14 protein-coding genes and 1 tRNA gene are annotated in these 16,398 nt (G+C 54.7%); 6 read left to right on the top strand and 9 right to left on the bottom strand.

Features of this window, described 5'->3' with window-relative positions; genetic code table 11:
- Nucleotides 1–24 precede the first annotated feature (24 nt).
- Nucleotides 25–1,455: a cation-efflux pump gene (locus VNX88_11170; GenBank protein ID HWY69221.1), complete on the bottom strand. Its 1,431-nt coding sequence runs from the start codon at nt 1,453–1,455 to the stop codon at nt 25–27.
- 109 nt (nt 1,456–1,564) lie between these two features.
- On the opposite strand from VNX88_11170, the gene VNX88_11165 reads away from it, so the two are divergent.
- The 3 genes from VNX88_11165 (at nt 1,565) to VNX88_11155 (ending at nt 4,028) form a co-directional block, all read left to right on the top strand.
- Nucleotides 1,565–2,743 (top strand): peptidylprolyl isomerase, encoded by a 1,179-nt coding sequence (locus VNX88_11165; GenBank protein ID HWY69220.1) that lies wholly within the window; start codon nt 1,565–1,567, stop codon nt 2,741–2,743.
- Nucleotides 2,743–3,831 (top strand): NAD-dependent epimerase/dehydratase family protein, encoded by a 1,089-nt coding sequence (locus tag VNX88_11160; GenBank protein HWY69219.1) that lies wholly within the window; start codon nt 2,743–2,745, stop codon nt 3,829–3,831. The genes VNX88_11165 and VNX88_11160 overlap by 1 nt, the downstream gene beginning before the upstream one ends.
- Nucleotides 3,832–3,952: 121 nt before the next feature.
- Nucleotides 3,953–4,028, top strand: a tRNA-His gene (locus VNX88_11155).
- 44 nt (nt 4,029–4,072) lie between these two features.
- Here VNX88_11155 and VNX88_11150 read toward each other — a convergent pair.
- On the bottom strand, nt 4,073–5,146 hold the full coding sequence (locus VNX88_11150) for a site-specific integrase (GenBank protein ID HWY69218.1): 1,074 nt from the start codon (nt 5,144–5,146) through the stop codon (nt 4,073–4,075).
- A gap of 643 nt (nt 5,147–5,789) precedes the next feature.
- Here VNX88_11150 and VNX88_11145 point away from each other — a divergent pair.
- Both VNX88_11145 and VNX88_11140 read left to right on the top strand, forming a co-directional pair.
- The gene (locus tag VNX88_11145) at nt 5,790–6,212 is read left to right on the top strand and encodes a hypothetical protein (protein ID HWY69217.1); all 423 of its coding nucleotides are present in this window, start codon (nt 5,790–5,792) and stop codon (nt 6,210–6,212) included.
- Nucleotides 6,209–6,451, top strand: coding sequence for a hypothetical protein (locus VNX88_11140; GenBank protein ID HWY69216.1), 243 nt, complete (start codon nt 6,209–6,211; stop codon nt 6,449–6,451). Before VNX88_11145 ends, VNX88_11140 begins: the two co-directional genes overlap by 4 nt.
- A 956-nt stretch (nt 6,452–7,407) precedes the next feature.
- On the opposite strand, the gene VNX88_11135 is transcribed toward VNX88_11140, so the two are convergent.
- Both VNX88_11135 and aqpZ read right to left on the bottom strand, forming a co-directional pair.
- Complete coding sequence (locus tag VNX88_11135) at nt 7,408–7,983, bottom strand: YSC84-related protein (GenBank protein ID HWY69215.1); 576 nt, start codon at nt 7,981–7,983, stop codon at nt 7,408–7,410.
- A 289-nt stretch (nt 7,984–8,272) separates the two neighbouring features.
- Entirely contained in the window at nt 8,273–9,001 is a 729-nt protein-coding gene (aqpZ, locus tag VNX88_11130) for an aquaporin Z (GenBank protein HWY69214.1), read from the bottom strand.
- Between the two features lie 284 nt (nt 9,002–9,285).
- Here aqpZ and VNX88_11125 point away from each other — a divergent pair, with 284 nt between their 5' ends.
- Nucleotides 9,286–10,329 carry a M48 family metallopeptidase gene (locus VNX88_11125; GenBank protein HWY69213.1) on the top strand — a complete coding sequence of 348 codons (1,044 nt, stop codon included), beginning with the start codon at nt 9,286–9,288 and terminating at the stop codon, nt 10,327–10,329.
- Nucleotides 10,330–10,350: 21 nt separating this feature from the next.
- Here VNX88_11125 and VNX88_11120 read toward each other — a convergent pair whose 3' ends face one another.
- The 5 genes from VNX88_11120 to VNX88_11100 form a co-directional block, all read right to left on the bottom strand.
- Nucleotides 10,351–10,986 carry a response regulator transcription factor gene (locus VNX88_11120; protein HWY69212.1) on the bottom strand — a complete coding sequence of 212 codons (636 nt, stop codon included), beginning with the start codon at nt 10,984–10,986 and terminating at the stop codon, nt 10,351–10,353.
- 155 nt (nt 10,987–11,141) lie between these two features.
- The gene (locus tag VNX88_11115; protein ID HWY69211.1) at nt 11,142–12,248 is read right to left on the bottom strand and encodes an amidohydrolase family protein; all 1,107 of its coding nucleotides are present in this window, start codon (nt 12,246–12,248) and stop codon (nt 11,142–11,144) included.
- A gap of 29 nt (nt 12,249–12,277) precedes the next feature.
- Nucleotides 12,278–13,273, bottom strand: a complete 996-nt coding sequence (locus VNX88_11110; GenBank protein HWY69210.1) for a DUF2950 domain-containing protein — start codon at nt 13,271–13,273, stop codon at nt 12,278–12,280.
- Nucleotides 13,274–13,310: 37 nt separating this feature from the next.
- Complete coding sequence (locus VNX88_11105; GenBank protein HWY69209.1) at nt 13,311–14,672, bottom strand: DUF3300 domain-containing protein; 1,362 nt, start codon at nt 14,670–14,672, stop codon at nt 13,311–13,313.
- Between the two features lie 108 nt (nt 14,673–14,780).
- Nucleotides 14,781–16,358 (bottom strand): hypothetical protein, encoded by a 1,578-nt coding sequence (locus VNX88_11100; protein HWY69208.1) that lies wholly within the window; start codon nt 16,356–16,358, stop codon nt 14,781–14,783.
- Nucleotides 16,359–16,398 lie beyond the last annotated feature (40 nt).

Here is a 16,398-nt window from a genome sequence, read left to right as displayed (position 1 = left end):
GCGCGACGACGGAGCTGCAACGCATCATCGCCGATTATCCGTCAGCGGTTCCGTATGGATCAGTACCTTAAAGAGTTCTGGAGCGGCTTGCTTGAAGCGAATTTCGAGCGCTGTCGAAATGTCATGAACCCGAGAGAGCGAGAGATCATCCGGCAGAGTCGTATGACAAGAAAGGTAAAGCCTGTCACGCACTCGCTTGAGCACTACTTCGTGCAAGTCGATGATTTCTGGAAATTCAGCAACGATCTTGCGCAGCTTGTGCTCGAGTGCCGTGTTGCGAAGTGTCGGGTCGCCCGGTTCGATAGTAGCGGAGTCGCTCTCAATATGCGTCAATATGGAATCGATCTCCGGCACTTCATCGCGTATCTCGGCTTCGAGCACAGTCACAAAGTCATGAGCATTTTTGAGCGAAAGGCGTTCATCGAGTTCCAGGTGTTGCTCGACGTGGAGCTTTCCATTCAGGTCCTGAACATTCACGTCATGCACACTCAGATTGTGGCGAGCCGCGACCGCGCGGATTCGGTCAAAGATACTTTCACCACCAGTCGCGCGTGGCAGAGCACGAATGGTGACATCGGCGTCGGGAAGAACACGGTGCACGGCGTCGGTCACGGAAGTAGACATGTGTTCGGAGTGCTGTAAGGTCGCATTGCGGTTTACGGCAACCTGCACTTCCGCGAAATAGCGATTGCCCGCACGGCGCACGCGGACTCGGTCTACATCGAGGATTCCAGCAATGCCTTCCACCTCGCGTACAATTTGGCCGCGAACGCCCCTTGGGGCAGCATCGAGCAATGCATCCACGGTCTGTCTTGCGAGCCGCGAGCTGACATACATGATCACGCCAGCGACGGCGAGAGCTGCAATCGGATCGGCCAGGCGTAACCAGGAAATCCCGAGCCGGTTCCCGATCCACACCAACCCAAGACCAACGGCAACGACTCCACTCGACCAAATATCCGTCGTGAAGTGAAGCGCATCCGCCTCGAGCGCCTGGCTGTCGTACCGAAGCGCCGTCTTGCCAAGCGCCCGCGAACGCCAGAAGTCTACCGCCATTGAAAGAAACAGCACTCCAAACGCGGTCACCGATGGCTCGATCACAGAGTGATGATGGAAAAAAAGCCGCCGGGTCGCTTCAGTCAGGATCCACACGCAGGTGATGAGTAACAGGCCTGTCTCAATGAAGGCCGAAAAGTTCTCGACTTTTCCGTGACCATACTGGTGATCAGCGTCCGCAGGTTTGTCCGATACGCCGACAGAAAAGAAAGTGATAACGGCCGCGATTAGATCAAGCGCGGAGTGCGCGGCTTCCGAGATGAGGCCAAGGCTCCCAGTCGCAAATCCGACGACGATCTTCAGACCGGTCATAGCGATCGCCGCCAGCACGGAGTTTCGCGCCACTGAGCGCTTCTCCAGCCGCATACTTTCCGGCGAAGAGATGTAGGAAGCAGCCATTAAATCTCTGTCATCATCTTATCGCGACTGCCCGAACTAGAATCTGAACACTCTCCCTTCATGTGCTAGCATCGAATGCTTCCCTGTTTTAATCTTTTGGAGGTATTTGTTGATTCGTTCCAAGCTATTCATCTTCTTTCTCCTGGCGGTTTCAAACGGTTCTGTGATCGGCGCGGCGCAGAGCGAACAGCCGTCCGCAAAGCCCGCACCTCCGAACACGGGTGCCGCTCAAGCTGCCCCGCCGGCAGCATCGTCGACTACGCCCGACTCGTCCGTTCCCGCCGATTCCCCGGTGATCACCATTAATGGCGTCTGCGATGTTTCGCTCAATGGTGTGCCCAAACCGGCACCCGGGCCTGCAGCCGCGGGAAAGGCGTCTGCGAGCGCGGCAGCTCCAGCGTCCCATCCCGACTGCAAAACCCAAATTACTCGGGCACAGTTTGAGAAGCTGCTGAAGACCGTCGCTGCCGGCGCTCCTCCCAACATGCGCCGCCAGGTCGCCGCCCAGTATGTGCAATTCATCACCGCCGCAAACGAAGGCGTAAAGCTGGGAGTCGATAAGGATCCAGATTTTTCTGAACAACTGGCGATCATGCGTTTGCGGTTGCTGGCGCAGGACGCAGAGCGCAAACTCCAAGCTGACGCGTCGAAGGTAAGCGATGGCGACATCAAGACCTACTACGATCAAAATCCCACAGCGTTTGAGGAAGTTACTCTCACACGAATCTTCGTTCCTCGCAGTTCAGCAGGGGCAACGCCAGCCCAGCCCGCACCCGACGCAAAGGCGATCGCCGACAAGGCTCGCGAGCAACTTGCGAGTGGTGGAGATCCTGAGACTATTCAGAAAGCAGTGTTCGAGCAATTAAAGAACTCGACTCCACCTCAAAGCACAAAGGTCGGCGCCAAGCGTCGCGGTACTCTGCCTCCTGCCCACGAGCAGAAGATTTTCTCTTTGAAACCGGGAGATATCTCCGACGTGATACAGGATTCCGTCGGATCTGTAATCTACAGAGTCGATGCAAAGCAGCAAGTGCCGTTGGAGCAGGTCAAGGAGCAAGTCAAACAGCGACTCACGCAGCAACGCATCGAAGACGCGCGGCAGAAGATCATGGGAGCTAGCAAGGCCGATTACAACGATGCCTACTTCGGCTCCGAAGCTTCCGGTGCGAAGCCCGGCCAGCCTGGAGGCGCTCCAACTCTGAAGCCGAAAGCTGAAGCGACTCCCAGTTCGTCGCCCGCGACTGGAACGAATCCATCACCTACTCAATCGGCAAACCCGAAAAAATAATGGCTTCGACGAAGCCCTCATTGCTGGTGACAGGTGTCTCCGGAAGTCTTGGCACGAGCCTGTTGCCCCTACTTGAGGGCTTCAATGTCATTGGACTCGACACTCGCCCCCCGGCGAATGCTTCAACCTCGATCCAGTTTGAAAGTGTTGACCTTGGGCAAGAGTCCTCCTGCTCGCGGATGACCGAAATTCTTCGTGAAACCAGGGCAGTCGGTGTAGTCCATTTGGCTTTCATCCTTGATCCCGTACGAACGGGTGTCCTTGATCGCGATCGAATGTGGCGAATTAACGTAGCTGGCACCGCTCGCGTGGTCGAAGCCGTTGCCGAAGTGAATCGCATGGGTGGACACGTTGCCAAGTTCATCCATCTCAGCAGCGTCGCAGTCTACGGACCCGATCTCAAACGTCCGGCGCGGGAAAACGATCCTCTTAACGCGCACACGCTGGCGTACGCCATTCACAAACGGGAGGCCGATCTCGCCGTGCAGGCGCGTGCGCGTGATTTGGGCCCATGCGAAGTCTACATTCTCCGGCCTCATATCTTCGCCGGAGCCGCTGTCCAGAACTACATGATCAATTGCGTGCGCGGCACGGCGTATGGTCGTGGGCGAATCGCGAAACGGCTGGAGCGCCGCGGAAAACGCCTGCCCATGCTCCTTCCAAGTGGGCGGGCGTATTTGCGAAACGAGTTGCAATTCGTGCATGTGGATGACGTGGCCAGAGTGATCGCCTGGGCACTGCGACGGCCGAAGTCGCGAGAAACTCTCACCGTCCTCAATGTAGCGGGAAGCGGTGAATCCCTGACCGTAGAACAATGCTCGAAACTTGCCGGGACTGGCTTGAAGCGTTTACCAAGCGCGGCTCTATGCCGAGCAGTGGTCAATTTCATGTGGAATTGGGGAGTAACCTCAATTCCACCAGACGCCTTTCCTTATCTCATCGGCTCCTACACCATGGATACTTCCAGACTGCGGACTCTCACAGGCAACGAATACGAGCACATCATTCGCTATTCGAGCGAGGCCGCGCTGACCGATAGCGTATCTGCCGTTCCCATGGAAGCCTCGCATGCGGAGACAGCCAGTTAGGAAAGTTCAGCCCATTTCGGGATGTGTAGTCCCGATCAACATCGCCGGCTCTCCATGAGCCGGTCACTTCGAAACTCACCTGCTATAATCTGAATTCTGCTCGTACTTTTTCCTCGATATGGTGGGTGTAGCTCAACTGGCAGAGCACCGGACTGTGGCTCCGGACGTTGTGGGTTCGATTCCCATCACCCACCCCAATTAATCAATTACTTAGCTAGTGTCCCGTGCCGTTTCCGTGCCGTTATTGTGGTATTGCTCTTGCTGCAACCTTCGCTGACGCTTCCCGCAACCCGTCACCAATAGCATCTCCATAGTTCATCGTTACGCGGATGTCTCCGTGACGCATGGCGCGTTGCTGTACAGTGATCGGCGTTCCCACTTCATCAAGCCACGCACGATAACTGTGCCGAAAGCTGTGAGGTGAAACGTGGACGAGGCCCGCGTCCTGACATGCGCGTCCCAATTTCTCCCAAAAAGATGTGTAGCCCCGTGGCAGCTTTCCATGCTTCTCGGGCGAAGCGAAGATCCAATCTTCCGGCTCGGTGAAGATGCTGTTCTGTCTATGTTGCTTGAGCAGGTCTAGAATTCGCGGGTCAAGTGCAAGTGGTTTGCTCGAGTGAACGGTCTTCACTTCGTCTTCAACTTGCTTCACAACTGCGCGTTGAAGTCTAAGCTCCCCGTTAATCCAATTTATGTCCTGCCACTTCAAGCCCACAAGTTCCGACCATCGAAGGCCGAGACATACGGCGACTGTTGCCATCGTTCGGTACGGCTCCGTGAGAACGGCAGAGAGCCGGTGAAACTCTTCAATGGTCATGGTTCGTGGTTTTCGTACCCGCTTAGACGCATTCCTGATTTGCACCAATTCCATCGGATTCCGCTGTGTGGCCACGTCCCCGCACCACATTGCGTAATCCCACAAAGTTTGAATGAGTCCCCGGATGTGGACCTTGGTTTTTGGGGCACGAGCGAGAGATTGAATCCACAATTCAACGGGCCGTGCTTGTAGCTCCGTAATCTGTGAATCTTGCCATTCAGGGAGAATGTAGTTGCGGATGAATGATTCGTATCCGCGCCTTGTGCTCGCCCGCTGTGGCATCTTCTCAACCCGGTATTGCTTAACCAATTCCCCTACCGTTATTGCGGATGGTTTGCTGAGCGCCGTAGCCTCCACCGCATCCCGGTATGGCTTCGCCGCCGCCCATGCCTTCGTTTTGGAAGGAAACCGGCCCAATGTCGTTGCGTGCCGTTTGCCGTTTTCCCACCAGTAAAAGCGCCAACACTTATCGCGCTTGTCCTGGTACAACACTTCCATTTCTCGTTCTGCTGCTCATTGAGTCCTCCCATGCTCGGCAGCAGATGGCGAGGCAAGCATAGCATCCAACTCGGAGCGGAGAAATCTCCAGGTCACGCGCTTTGAGCCGGACAGCGGGTGTGCGGGGATGCGGCCTTCCTTGGCCCACTTAAGAACTGTGCGGGTTTTGACGCGGATATGTTGGGCAGCTTCGGCTGCATTGAGCCATTGGAGTTCCACGGTTTTTGAATTCCATTTTCCGGGTGCTCCCCAACACCCTAGAGTGCTTAATAATGCGCTAGACGCTGATAACTGCTTTGTTTACGCCAATTTTTTTCGGATTCAATAGTTACCATTCATGTCGCAAAAACAGTTGCGGCGGTCTTTTACGAAACCGTCCTCAAGATTTGACCCGCCCCTCCCTCTTTGCCTCGGCTTGCTTAGCCTCTTCTGACCTACGAATCCCCTTGACCTTACGCCGTGCCTCATCCGCAGTAGCGGCAACACAGATGATGCGTTCATCCTCATCCAGACCAACCCACACATGCTTGCCGTTGCGACTGATGCTCTCGCCATATGGCACGGAGTCAGCCCGGACCTTGCGAAGTGTGGTCGGGCCCCGGTCCGGGGTGTGGCGGCTTATTCGGTTATCGTAAGTGGCAATGTGACCTCCAACATTCCGACGATCATCGCCGGGGATGCCATAGGCGGTTTAGTTGGTGGACCGCCTGGTGCTTTTGCAGGCGCAGTATTTGGCAGCTTGTTTGGAGTTGGCGGAACCGCGTCCTACGTACCGTCCACAAAAAGCCTGTATGCTGGGCCAACCCTGGTGTTTGCACCCGCACTTGGCGGAGGTAGCGGCTTTAGTGGAAACGTGGTTTCTGTTCCTGCTGGACAGAACCCAAATGCAATCGCAAACGGTTTGAGCTACTCCGTAACGTTCCAGCCTATGCCACTACTAGGCTCAACTGTCACCAAATCCCCGGGAAGCGGCCCGCCAGTGGTCGGTCCATCAGTGGGAACGCGTGTTCCGGTCTCATTTGGAGTGAGCTATAACGTTCGTGTGAAGAAGGGTAGCTGCGGATGATTAGCATTGTGGGTGCCTGCATTGCGGTAATCGTAGGTGTGCTGATGACGATCAACGCTGCTTTCATGCTGGCCTCGCCTCGCGCTTGGTTTCACTTGCCAGTCTGGCTAAGAGCGCAGGGGTCACTTACCGAGGACAGATACTCCAGCGGCTGGGGAGCCGTCCAAATTCGAGTGACAGGAGCACTCATTCTTGGAGCTAGAGCGTGGGTTCTCTACGACATGTTTTTGAGGCGGTAACAGAAATCCGAACGGCAAGGCTGGGCGTAGAACTTTGACTGCTAAATCAACCGCCGTGAAGTACCGACAATGCAAGTCGGTGAATCGCCTTCACTAGAACAAAGCGGTTGTGCGGAGGTAAGCACAACTAGTACTCACGCCCATCAGGTCAAACTGATAGGGCTCAGGTTCTTTAGTGAATTCGAGTGTGAAACGGTGCTCCCGCCCGCCCCGCCCGCAACTCCGTGACCGGCATACTTAGCAGCAGTCTTAGCAATCGCCTGATTCCGAAGACTCTTCTTGTGCTTAATCAGATTATTGTTGATGCGCTCTAACAGGTCATCCGCGGCCTTTTATTTAAAGACCGGGAGGATCACTGGTCGCAGTGATCCAGTCGGTAACTGATGCGTTTGGAAATCTGCAGTGTCCCGTGCCGTTTCCGTGCCGTTCACACTGCCTTAGATCTAAAACAGCGTATTTTGTGCCATCTGCTGCGCTTTAAGTTGTTCTATTTACGTTGCGAGTGAGATTCGATTCCCATCACCCACCCCAACCGACGGATGTAACCCATCCGGAAGAGAAAATACTGATTGGTTATTAATTCATTGGCGCCGTAAGCGGCCAAGTCTCGAATTCCTCCTAGTGCGAACGGAGGAACGCCGGTGTGACTGTCGTTGAAGGTCGTGCCGCCTGCAGCCGTAAAGAATAAGGAAGAGGGCTTACTGAGCCGCTTGAAAACGGCAATCTGCACTGGCAGTTTTGCCAGTTTCCCATTCTGGCGCCAAGGTGGTCCGCGATGCTCTGTCGGGTCCGGCGAAGGATCTCAGCCGAGATCCATCGCTGACATGTCGCTGCGGTTTAGTGAACGCACGGACTTCCAATCGTGGCGCTAAGTGCATTGTTCCTAGTAGGCCTTAGCTGCTGCAATGTGTTATTTGAAACCCATAGCGTATTTACGCAGCTTCAAATAAGCCCGTTTATTGTTTGTTCTGTTTGTTGAGGTCGTCGTCCTTGTAGTACTTCGTGCCTTGCAGCGTGAGCTGGAGGGCGAGACCCTTCTTCGTAATCTGGTAGACCCACACACCCGGTGCAACCTCAGCGGCTCCCGAGTATGCTCCACCAGCCTTGCTGGTCTTCGCAGCAGCGTCCGCTTGCGCCGAACCGGACCAGCCGGAGTCCAGGAAGTGTGTCAGCGCGTCATTGTTCTCGAACATGAAGATCACTCGATAATTTTTTACGCCAATGCCCAGACCGGCACCGGCCGAAATCATCTTCATGAAGGTCTCCTGCTTCGTCTTGGGGTTGACGGCGATCCCCGCGCCACGCGCTGTGCTCAACACAAACAGGTTCGTCCCCATGTTATTGAAGACAGCGTACCCAGCAGCGTTTTGGATAGCTCCCTGAGCAGTCGGCTGCAGCTTATATAGGTCTTGTAAGGTTTGGGATGCCATCTTTCGACTCTTCTCCCGCTTCTCGTCAGGGGAGTCGGCATTCGCCAGACCGGTAGCCAGCAAGATAATAACGATAACTCGTGTGATTGTTCTGGATTTCATCACCGTTCTCCTTACCACTGAATGCGGCCACGGTCACGAGGTCGAGAGCTGCCGCTCCGCTCCGATATTGGAACAGAGCGTGAGGCGACCATAACCTGTCAGAACTGTTAGTTGTTGTCGGATGCCGCCACCCATCTTCGCGGTTGAAGCATTGCCATTATGGAAGTTTCTTCGAAGCAGACTCCTGGCTTAGACCATGCCGAATCGGGCACGTTAGGCTGCTGCGTCCTCGGGGACCAAACAAAGGTAGCACCTTACTGTGTCGAAACCGGAAGCGTGGGTTGCGCGACTAGCGCGCAGCCGCTGCGCGCACCACCGCTGGTTCGGCGGCGCCAGCGAATGCTCCGTAGGCAACGCCGGCGATCGCTGCGCCCACAATGGGAGCGACCCAGAACATCCACAGTTGTGCCAGTGCCCAGCCTCCGACAAATAGCGCTGGTCCAGTACTCCGCGCGGGATTCACAGAAAGGTTCGTGACCGGGATACCGATAAGATGGATTAGCGTCAAGCCGAGTCCGATCGCGATTGGAGCAAACCCTTGCGGTGCGCGCTTGTCGGTTGAGCCGAGAATGATCATCAGGAAAAAGAACGTCAGCACTACCTCGGCGACCAGGGCGGCGAGCAAGGAATATCCCCCGGGCGAGTGAGCGCCGTAGCCATTCGACGCAAAACCTGCAGCAGTCGAAAATCCGTCCTTCCCGGAGGCGATCACGTACAAGACTCCAGAGCCCGCAATCGCTCCCAGCACCTGGGCGACAATGTACGGGATTAGCTCGGAAGCTGGGAAACGCTTGCCCATCCACAAGCCGACAGAAACGGCAGGATTGAGATGACACCCAGACACGTGTCCGATGGCGTAGGCCATTGTCAGAACTGTCAAGCCAAAGGCCAACGCAACTCCGAGTAATCCGATTCCCAATTGAGGAAATGCTGCAGCAAGGACCGCGCTGCCGCACCCGCCAAACACCAACCAAAAAGTACCCATGAACTCAGCGAACGCGCGCTTCGATAGAGGCATTGTGACCTCCCACTCCAAGATTTCTTGAAGACCTGGATTAAAGTTGCGACTCACTTGTAACATCGCTGCTGACGCCAGACAACCAGCAATATAGACAGGGCTTGAACGGCCGCCGAATAGCCGCCGACCCGACCTTATCGTTCTGCAAGCCGCGCTCTGTTTGACTAGCCCACGCTCAGCCTCCGAGTTCTCTCTTCACGCGCTTTCTTCTCATCTCTGTCGAAGCTGACAGTTTTCACAAGCCGTTCTCACCTCTACGATCTTGGTGCTGAAGCGAAGATGATATGCAGGCGCAAATAAGACTGATTTCACGTTTCGGAGAAATCATTCAAGGAATCATTCTGTTGATCGTTCTTCTTTTGGGTCTTGTTCCACGAGAATCAACAGCACAGTCGATCAGCCCAGAACCAGTGACCACGGCGCCCGAGACTCCAGTTAATTCTGGGCTTAACCACCTACCCAGTGCGACGAATGCCCGGAATAAAGACATATCCCAAACCTCCAAGTCAAAGGCAAAGTACGACATTTCGAGAATCGGAGATCGGGGTATCGGTCGTGGACTCGACTTCTACTCCGCGGAGCAGGAACGTCAACTTGGAGAAGAATTAGCAAATGCCATAGAAAGCTCGTCGCGATTAATTGCTGACCCGGTCGTGAATGAATACCTGAATCGCCTCGGTCTGAACGTAGTTCAGAATTCTGATTGCAAAATTCCATTCGTGATCAAAGTCCTCGACGACGACGATCTAAATGCATTTGCTTTGCCAGGGGGATTTCTCTATATAAATCGAGGACTGATTCTCGCGGCTGACAATGAAGCCGAATTGGTTGCAGCCATGGCGCACGAAGTTGGCCATGTTGCGGCTCGACACGGCACCAAGAATGCTACTCGCGCGCAGATCTTCGATGCGGCTTCGATGTCGCTCATTCTCGTCGGCGGTCCCGTGGGACTCGCTGTTCGGGGACTGGCAGGTCTTGCCCGTCCGATGACCTACATGAAATTCAGCCGCGATGCCGAACGCGAGGCTGATCTGCTCGGTTTGGAATATCAATACACGGCGGGATACGATCCGCAGGAGTTCATCGCGTTTTTCGAGACGATGGGCGCAGGAGAAACCCAAAAGCGCTCGTTGATGAATAAGGCATTCGCGACTCACCCAATGACAGTTGATCGAATCAAGCTTGCGCAGCATGAGATTGCTACGTACCTTCCAGACCGTGGTGAGTACATCATCGACACGAGCGAATTCCAGGAGATCAAGGCCCGCCTCAGCAGGGGAGAAGGACGCCTGCCAAAGTTGCGTCGCCGTTTGGACGGCATTAGATGAACTAGTCGCCCGTTGTAATCACTAGGCGCTTATGACGTGCGCGCGGATCGCGAAGACCATTAAATCAGAGTTGGTCCTCAAACCAAACTCGTCCATGATTCGATACTTATGGAAGGCGATGGTTCTCCGCGTGATGTGCAAGATGTCTGCTGCTTCCTTCATGTTCTTTCCTGTGGCCAGGAGCTGAAGAACCTCGCGCTGCCGCGGAGTAAGTTTAGCGGTGTGTTCGGGGCCTGGATCCCGAACGAAGTGATCGAGTAATTGCTGAGCCAGCTTGGGTGTGACGTACCAATTCCCTTTTAGCACTTCCCTGATTGCCTTGATCAACTCGGAAGCTCCCGATTTCTTAAAGACATAACCAGAAGCCCAGTGCCGCATGGCATCGCTGGCAATGTCGGTATCTTCCTTAGTTGCAAGCAGGATGAACTTAGTGCTGGGTAAACGGCTCTTTAACTCTTGCCCCGTGTGGAACCCGGCTCGAGCAGCCATTCTGATGTCTACGAGGATTACGTCTGGTCTCAGACTGGGAGCGATGCCAAACAGAGTATCGCCGTCCCCCGCCCTGGCCACCACTTCAAAGTGCGGTTCCAGGATCTTTTGGATCCGTTCGACCGTCAGCGCGTCGTCATCCAGGATCAGTATTCGCCGTCGCCCCATCCCCTACTCCCACGCTCGCAGACTGCCACAAACTATGGTCACAGTAGCTGCCCCTGATTGATGGTAAAACTGGCAAAAAATGCAGTTGTTCACTACCAATGGAGACGCACGAGAGCCGGCGGGACTTGACGGCCGCTTACATCGCAACGTGCGCCTCAGTGAGAGGCTTGTGCCCGTTCCCACGACCTAACCTTCAGCCGTGCGGCGTCGAAAATCCGCTCATAGTTCTCTTTACGAACCTTCGTGCTTGCCTCCTTGTTCAACAACTGCCACAACGGACCGTACTGGTAATAAACCCTCAGATACTTTTGTTGATCCTGCGGCGCAACTTCATCTGTTCCAAAAAGGAACCGGTCGGGATATCGGTTAATCAGGTCTACAGCTGTCCTGGTCGCTTCCGGGCTTGAGACGATATACTTGGCGACCTCATCCCACGAGATGTCAAAGTAAACGTGATTGAACTCGGGATCGGCCAGGATCTCTGCAATGTTCGCGGCATGATTCTTTATCGGGCGGACTATTCTGCCCATACCCGTGTGGGCCCAGATGATGGTTGTCTTTGGATGCCGCTTGAAAAGGGCCTTCATTTCGCCCAAGTACGCGGGCTGAGAGCCTTCCTTAGCGAATGGGACATCCATGTCGTTGTGCAGGAGTACGACAAGTCCGACTTCCGCACAAAAATCAAGAATCTTGTCGAGCGCCGGATCCCGGAGACTCGCGACTTCTCCTGCAATTTTTGCTGACACGAATTCTTTGTGGATCGAGAACTCTCCGATGCCCGAGAAGACGCCTGGAAAAGCCTGAAGCACGCGGCGGATATGGTCCACGGCATACATATCCGTAGGATTAAAGCCCGTAATCATGGGATCGAAGCGGGCCTGCTCGGCTGGTGTGAGGGATTTGTAAGCCGTCGCGATCCATGCGTCTGTGAACGAGTAGTAGTAGAGCGGAGCGTCCGTGTTCAAGTAGTAAGTGGGAGCGCGGTCGCCGTCGACTCGGTAAGACCATTGCTGCTGCAGCGGAATGCCGAACAATGCGACGCGCCCAACCTTGTTGCCCATGATCTCGAGAAATTTGTGAATGTCAGTTCCCTGCTGAACATAATTGGTGAGGTGAAAATGCGTATCGTTCAGTTCGAACTGAGTGGGCGTGGCTGGTGCCGATTGAGCTCTAACGTTGCTGCCGCACAGCAACATCAGCGCGATTACAGCGACAGTCACTTGAGAGATGAGACACTCCCGAAAATTCTGTTCGCTCTTCAACAGAGTCCTCACACCTTGTCTTCGCTCAGTTAATCTTCCGGTACTGGCGTCCAGGATTTATCAGGGTTATAGAGTTCCATCTTCTTGAATTGATCGAGGGTAGAGGGACCAAAGTCTTTCTGGTAAACCACGCCGTCGTAGCCGACCAGAAGAGTCATTATTCCTGTCTCGCCGTATTCGGCTGGAGCTGCCGCCAGTGCAAAACCGCCGATCATCGCGCCGTTCACTACAAAGTCCATCGCTCCGAGCGGCGCGGCTTGACCCTGACCCTTTAGAGTTTTGAAGAAATAGCCATGATAGGGCTCGCTCACGTCGGAATAACCTGCTTGGATAGCACGCGCAACGTTTTCGCCAGCCGGACCATGCCAGGTGCCATCCGGATCTTGCCAAGCCAGTCCATCCTGTTTTCCCGGAGTGCTGACGATGCGTTGGGCGAACTGATTTACGTCATACCCTTCGCGTGGCTTGAGGGCATATTCGTACTGTGCTTCTACGTAACCGCGACACACTTGAATCGCGTCGAGTTCGTCTGTGCCAATGCGGCGGGCAAGGAGTTCGTGGCGACCTGCTTTAGCATCAAACGACCATTTGTCGTTTTTCTTCACGATTGGCAGCGGGAAAGGCCAATCGTCTTTGCCGAGTAATAGGAACGCGCGGGTCTGCGTTGCTCGATCTACTGACACACTTTTCTTCTCACGCGCCAGGGCTGCGAACTCTTTGGCTCGCTGGCGATCTTGTACAAAATCGTGGGTAAGAATAAGGTCCGCATCCGCAGGACCAACAATTCCAATGAGAGTACCAACGTCGAATTTCTCGGCTGCATTCACTAGGGCATCTGCCGCCTGCTGTGGAGTTGCGAAGCTCGCGATACCCGACCCCTGGGCTTTCGAAGTAGTAGCCGCACTGGCCGACTGCGCTGAAATGCCAACGCCCGTGAACAAACATACGACAACGATCGCGGCCAAAATGCCGGCAACGATCCATGCGCACCGTAATAGAACTTCACTCGCGGATTTGGATCTCATGTCTTCGCTCCTATCACTGTGATTCCAATCTGCGTCCTCACCGACGTCTTCCTCCTCCTCGACCTCCGCCTCCGCCGCGGGAACCGCCACCGCCGCCTCCACGAGATCCCATACTGGAAGAGCCACGGCTGCCGCTGGAACGGGCACTTGAACCGCTGTAGCTTCCCGATCCTCCTCCAAATGCGCTTCGGTTCCCGCCGCCGCCGCTGCTACCTCGAGATACATCGCGGCTACCAATGCTGTCGGCGCCTCCGCCGCCTCCGCGGCTCCCGCCGGCGCTGCGATCGCTGACTCCTGCTCGGCTCCCGCCGGCACTGCGGTCACTGACTCCCGCTCCCCCGCCCCGATTCCCTGAGCTGACTCCTGACGCCCGATTTGAAACATTGCCCTGCTGGCGTCCTACTTGCTGTCGCGCGCTCGATTGGCGATTCGCTAACGAATCACCGCGCGTCGTCCCGCCGAATTTGTTAGCCGTGCCTCGGTCTCCATAAGGCGTGCCACCGCGATGACTGGGATTGTGCTGCCAGCTATTGCCACCCCGGTTGCCGTTACCGATGTTGGTGCGATTGCCGCCACTGACGTTCGTGTTTCGATTGAAGCTATTGTTGCGGTTAATCGTAATATCGTTGTTCCCGCCCCAACCGGCTCCCCAACCCCAACCTCCGCCCCAGGCGGCTCCCATAGCTATCCCAATACCAAATGAGATCGCCATTCCTGCTGCGTAATACCCTGCTGGTGGATAGTAGATTGGGGGATAAGGGTAGACTGGCGGACCATACACCACTGTTGGGTTATAGGACGGCACATACACCACTTGCGGCTGCGCCTGCTCCACCACGATTATTTGTTTGCTCTCGACAACCTTTGTTTCCACCTTCTGTTGTTCGCTTGACTTAAGATTGCCGGTATCCTGCGCTTTCTTTCGCATCCGCTGCACAGCGTCCATCACTTCGCTCTGCTGGGCCAGGAAGGCGTTTCCCAAATCAGTAGTCCACTGAACGTCATCCGTCAACCGTTTTACTACGTCAGGCAATGCGGCCATCGCCTGAACGGCCGGGTCCCAGGGCTGTTTGGAGACGGCGTCCAGCAGGGCTTTATCTTTCAAGCTCTTGTTCTTTGTTAACCACTGTTGGAGCTGGATGAGTTCGAGTGGATACGTTGACGCTGCCAGAGTCTGGGCAAGCATAGGATCCGGATAGAGAGCAATGGGCGCAACCAGCGAGTCCAACTGGTCTGGTGGAATTTTGGCGGCTGGTTGCGTTGTTGATGATGCCTGCGACGAAGTTGTCGGTTGGTAGGAACCATATGCAAATATCTCCCCCGGCGCCAAGAGAACGCAGCAAAGCAATGCCAGCAGACTGCGAATTATATTTCTGGAGACTATGTGTTTCGAATTCATTTACTGACTCACGGCCTTCCTGGCCGGTCTCCTCTCTGCCAAGCTAGCGCTATCTAAAAAGGCTCGGTAGTGTTAATTCTTGAGTCCGTCTCAGCCTGCGAAATACGCTCAGAAAGCGATTTCCCAATTCGAGTGAAAAGCCCATCCCTTACCGCCAAGTGTGAAAGGAATGGCGGTGTAACCTACGGGAGACTTGGCCATATAAATTACTTCGTTATTCCAGCGGACCACGCGGTTCTTAAATGGGAAGAAGTTCGTTCCAAGGCGCGTGTCCCACGGATCCCCGTGACTTCCAAAAATCTTTGACCCGGTGAGATAGACCTGCCACGTCCTCGGCACCACCATCGCGGATGTCTGCATCTGGAATCCGTGATCGAAGAAATTAGGAACTATCGAGGTGCCTGGCCCTTTGTAGTCGTCGAGCCAACGCATGAAATACTCGCCTTCCACCGCCTTGCCTTTGTACTTAAATCCGCCGTCGATTGTGCTCATGCGCAAGCGAACGTCAGTTACCGTTACCCCTGGGCCGAAAATATTATCTGTAAAGATGATGGTTCCATCCGTAAGCCGGATCTGAGTGTTTTCGAATGCATCCGTGGCCGGCTGGCTCTCTTTGTTCTCGTCGCTTCGCGTGAAGTGTATTCCGACTCTTGTGGCTAATTTCTGATGGTCTTCGTAATCGCCGAAGCCGGGTCCAAACTCGCCCGTGGTGGGCTCCCACACCACAGCGCTGGAAAAAGTATTGAACTTATTGTTGAACTGAGCGGCATTTACGCCAAGGGTGCTTAGATTGTTCCCCACCATCACGTGGTATCGAAGCTTGTCGGTGATATCTCCCTTTGCCCATACTCCCTGCGAGTATGAAGGTCGGAAAAACTCGTCGGCGCTCTCACGGGCGTCTACTGAGAGCCAGAACGGGAAATTGCCTTCGATGCTGCGTGTACCTGGAAGACCATTTAAGCCTCCCCACAGTGAGAAGTGCTTGTTGAAATTGAACCCTGTATAGCCTGCGAGCGCGATGTAAAAAGAACGCCCCATTGCAGCATTGTTCGTCCACGCATAAAGGAAGTACCTGAGCTTCTCGCTTAACAGCCAACCGAGAAACTTGAATTGCACCTTGTTCAGCTCTACGTCTTGACGTTGCTGGATGTTACTGACAGTGCCAAACGAATTTGTAGAAGTGGGGGCGAGCAGACGCTGGTTGAGATAGCGGACGTAGGCAAAAGTGCTGAGGTTTAGGTCCCCATATTCAGTATTTGCAAGCTTGAAGCCAAAGTTAGGAGTATAAGTGCCCCATTTCTTCTGCGCTTGTGGAGTAGTTTCTACACTTGCGGCGGCACTCGCTTGTCCATTGCTCGCCGCATCCCCTGCGTTGATATCCGGGCTCTTGGCGAGCACGTCGTGGGTCTCCGGTGTGCCGGCCTCGGGTTCCGCCTGCTTTTTAAGTAGTAGCCGCAAAGACTCGATTTGTTCCATCAGTTCTTGGTTTTGCGTTTCAAGTTTGCGGTTTTGCTCGATCACACGATCCAGATCTTTTAGTACTTCTGCAGAGACAATCTTCTCGGGAGCCGGTGAACTATCGGCGTTAAGAGCTGTTGCCTGGCAAATGCCGACACTCGAGAAGCTCTCGACGACCAGTAACAATACAAGGAATCTCAACGCTGCTCTCCAGATAGCTCGTTTCACGCGAATATCCTCATGTCATGCTTCTAGTCGACGGAGCAGC

The organism is Terriglobales bacterium (assembly GCA_035567895.1).
GTDB lineage: Bacteria > Acidobacteriota > Terriglobia > Terriglobales > Acidobacteriaceae > Gp1-AA112.
The sequence above is the reverse complement of the archived record's forward strand: the minus strand, read 5'-3'. Positions and strand labels throughout refer to the sequence as shown.

Bases quoted from the DNA above. Each gene is read 5' to 3' on its own strand.
- VNX88_11170 (HWY69221.1), bottom strand. From the start codon at position 1,455: ATGGCTGCTTCCTACATCTCTTCGCCGGAAAGTATGCGGCTGGAGAAG.
- VNX88_11160 (HWY69219.1), top strand. From the start codon at position 2,743: ATGGCTTCGACGAAGCCCTCATTGCTGGTGACAGGTGTCTCCGGAAGT.
- VNX88_11150 (HWY69218.1), bottom strand. From the start codon at position 5,146: ATGGAAGTGTTGTACCAGGACAAGCGCGATAAGTGTTGGCGCTTTTAC.
- VNX88_11140 (HWY69216.1), top strand. From the start codon at position 6,209: ATGATTAGCATTGTGGGTGCCTGCATTGCGGTAATCGTAGGTGTGCTG.
- VNX88_11135 (HWY69215.1), bottom strand. From the start codon at position 7,983: ATGAAATCCAGAACAATCACACGAGTTATCGTTATTATCTTGCTGGCT.
- aqpZ (HWY69214.1), bottom strand. From the start codon at position 9,001: ATGCCTCTATCGAAGCGCGCGTTCGCTGAGTTCATGGGTACTTTTTGG.
- VNX88_11125 (HWY69213.1), top strand. From the start codon at position 9,286: ATGCAGGCGCAAATAAGACTGATTTCACGTTTCGGAGAAATCATTCAA.
- VNX88_11120 (HWY69212.1), bottom strand. From the start codon at position 10,986: ATGGGGCGACGGCGAATACTGATCCTGGATGACGACGCGCTGACGGTC.
- VNX88_11110 (HWY69210.1), bottom strand. From the start codon at position 13,273: ATGAGATCCAAATCCGCGAGTGAAGTTCTATTACGGTGCGCATGGATC.
- VNX88_11105 (HWY69209.1), bottom strand. From the start codon at position 14,672: ATGAATTCGAAACACATAGTCTCCAGAAATATAATTCGCAGTCTGCTG.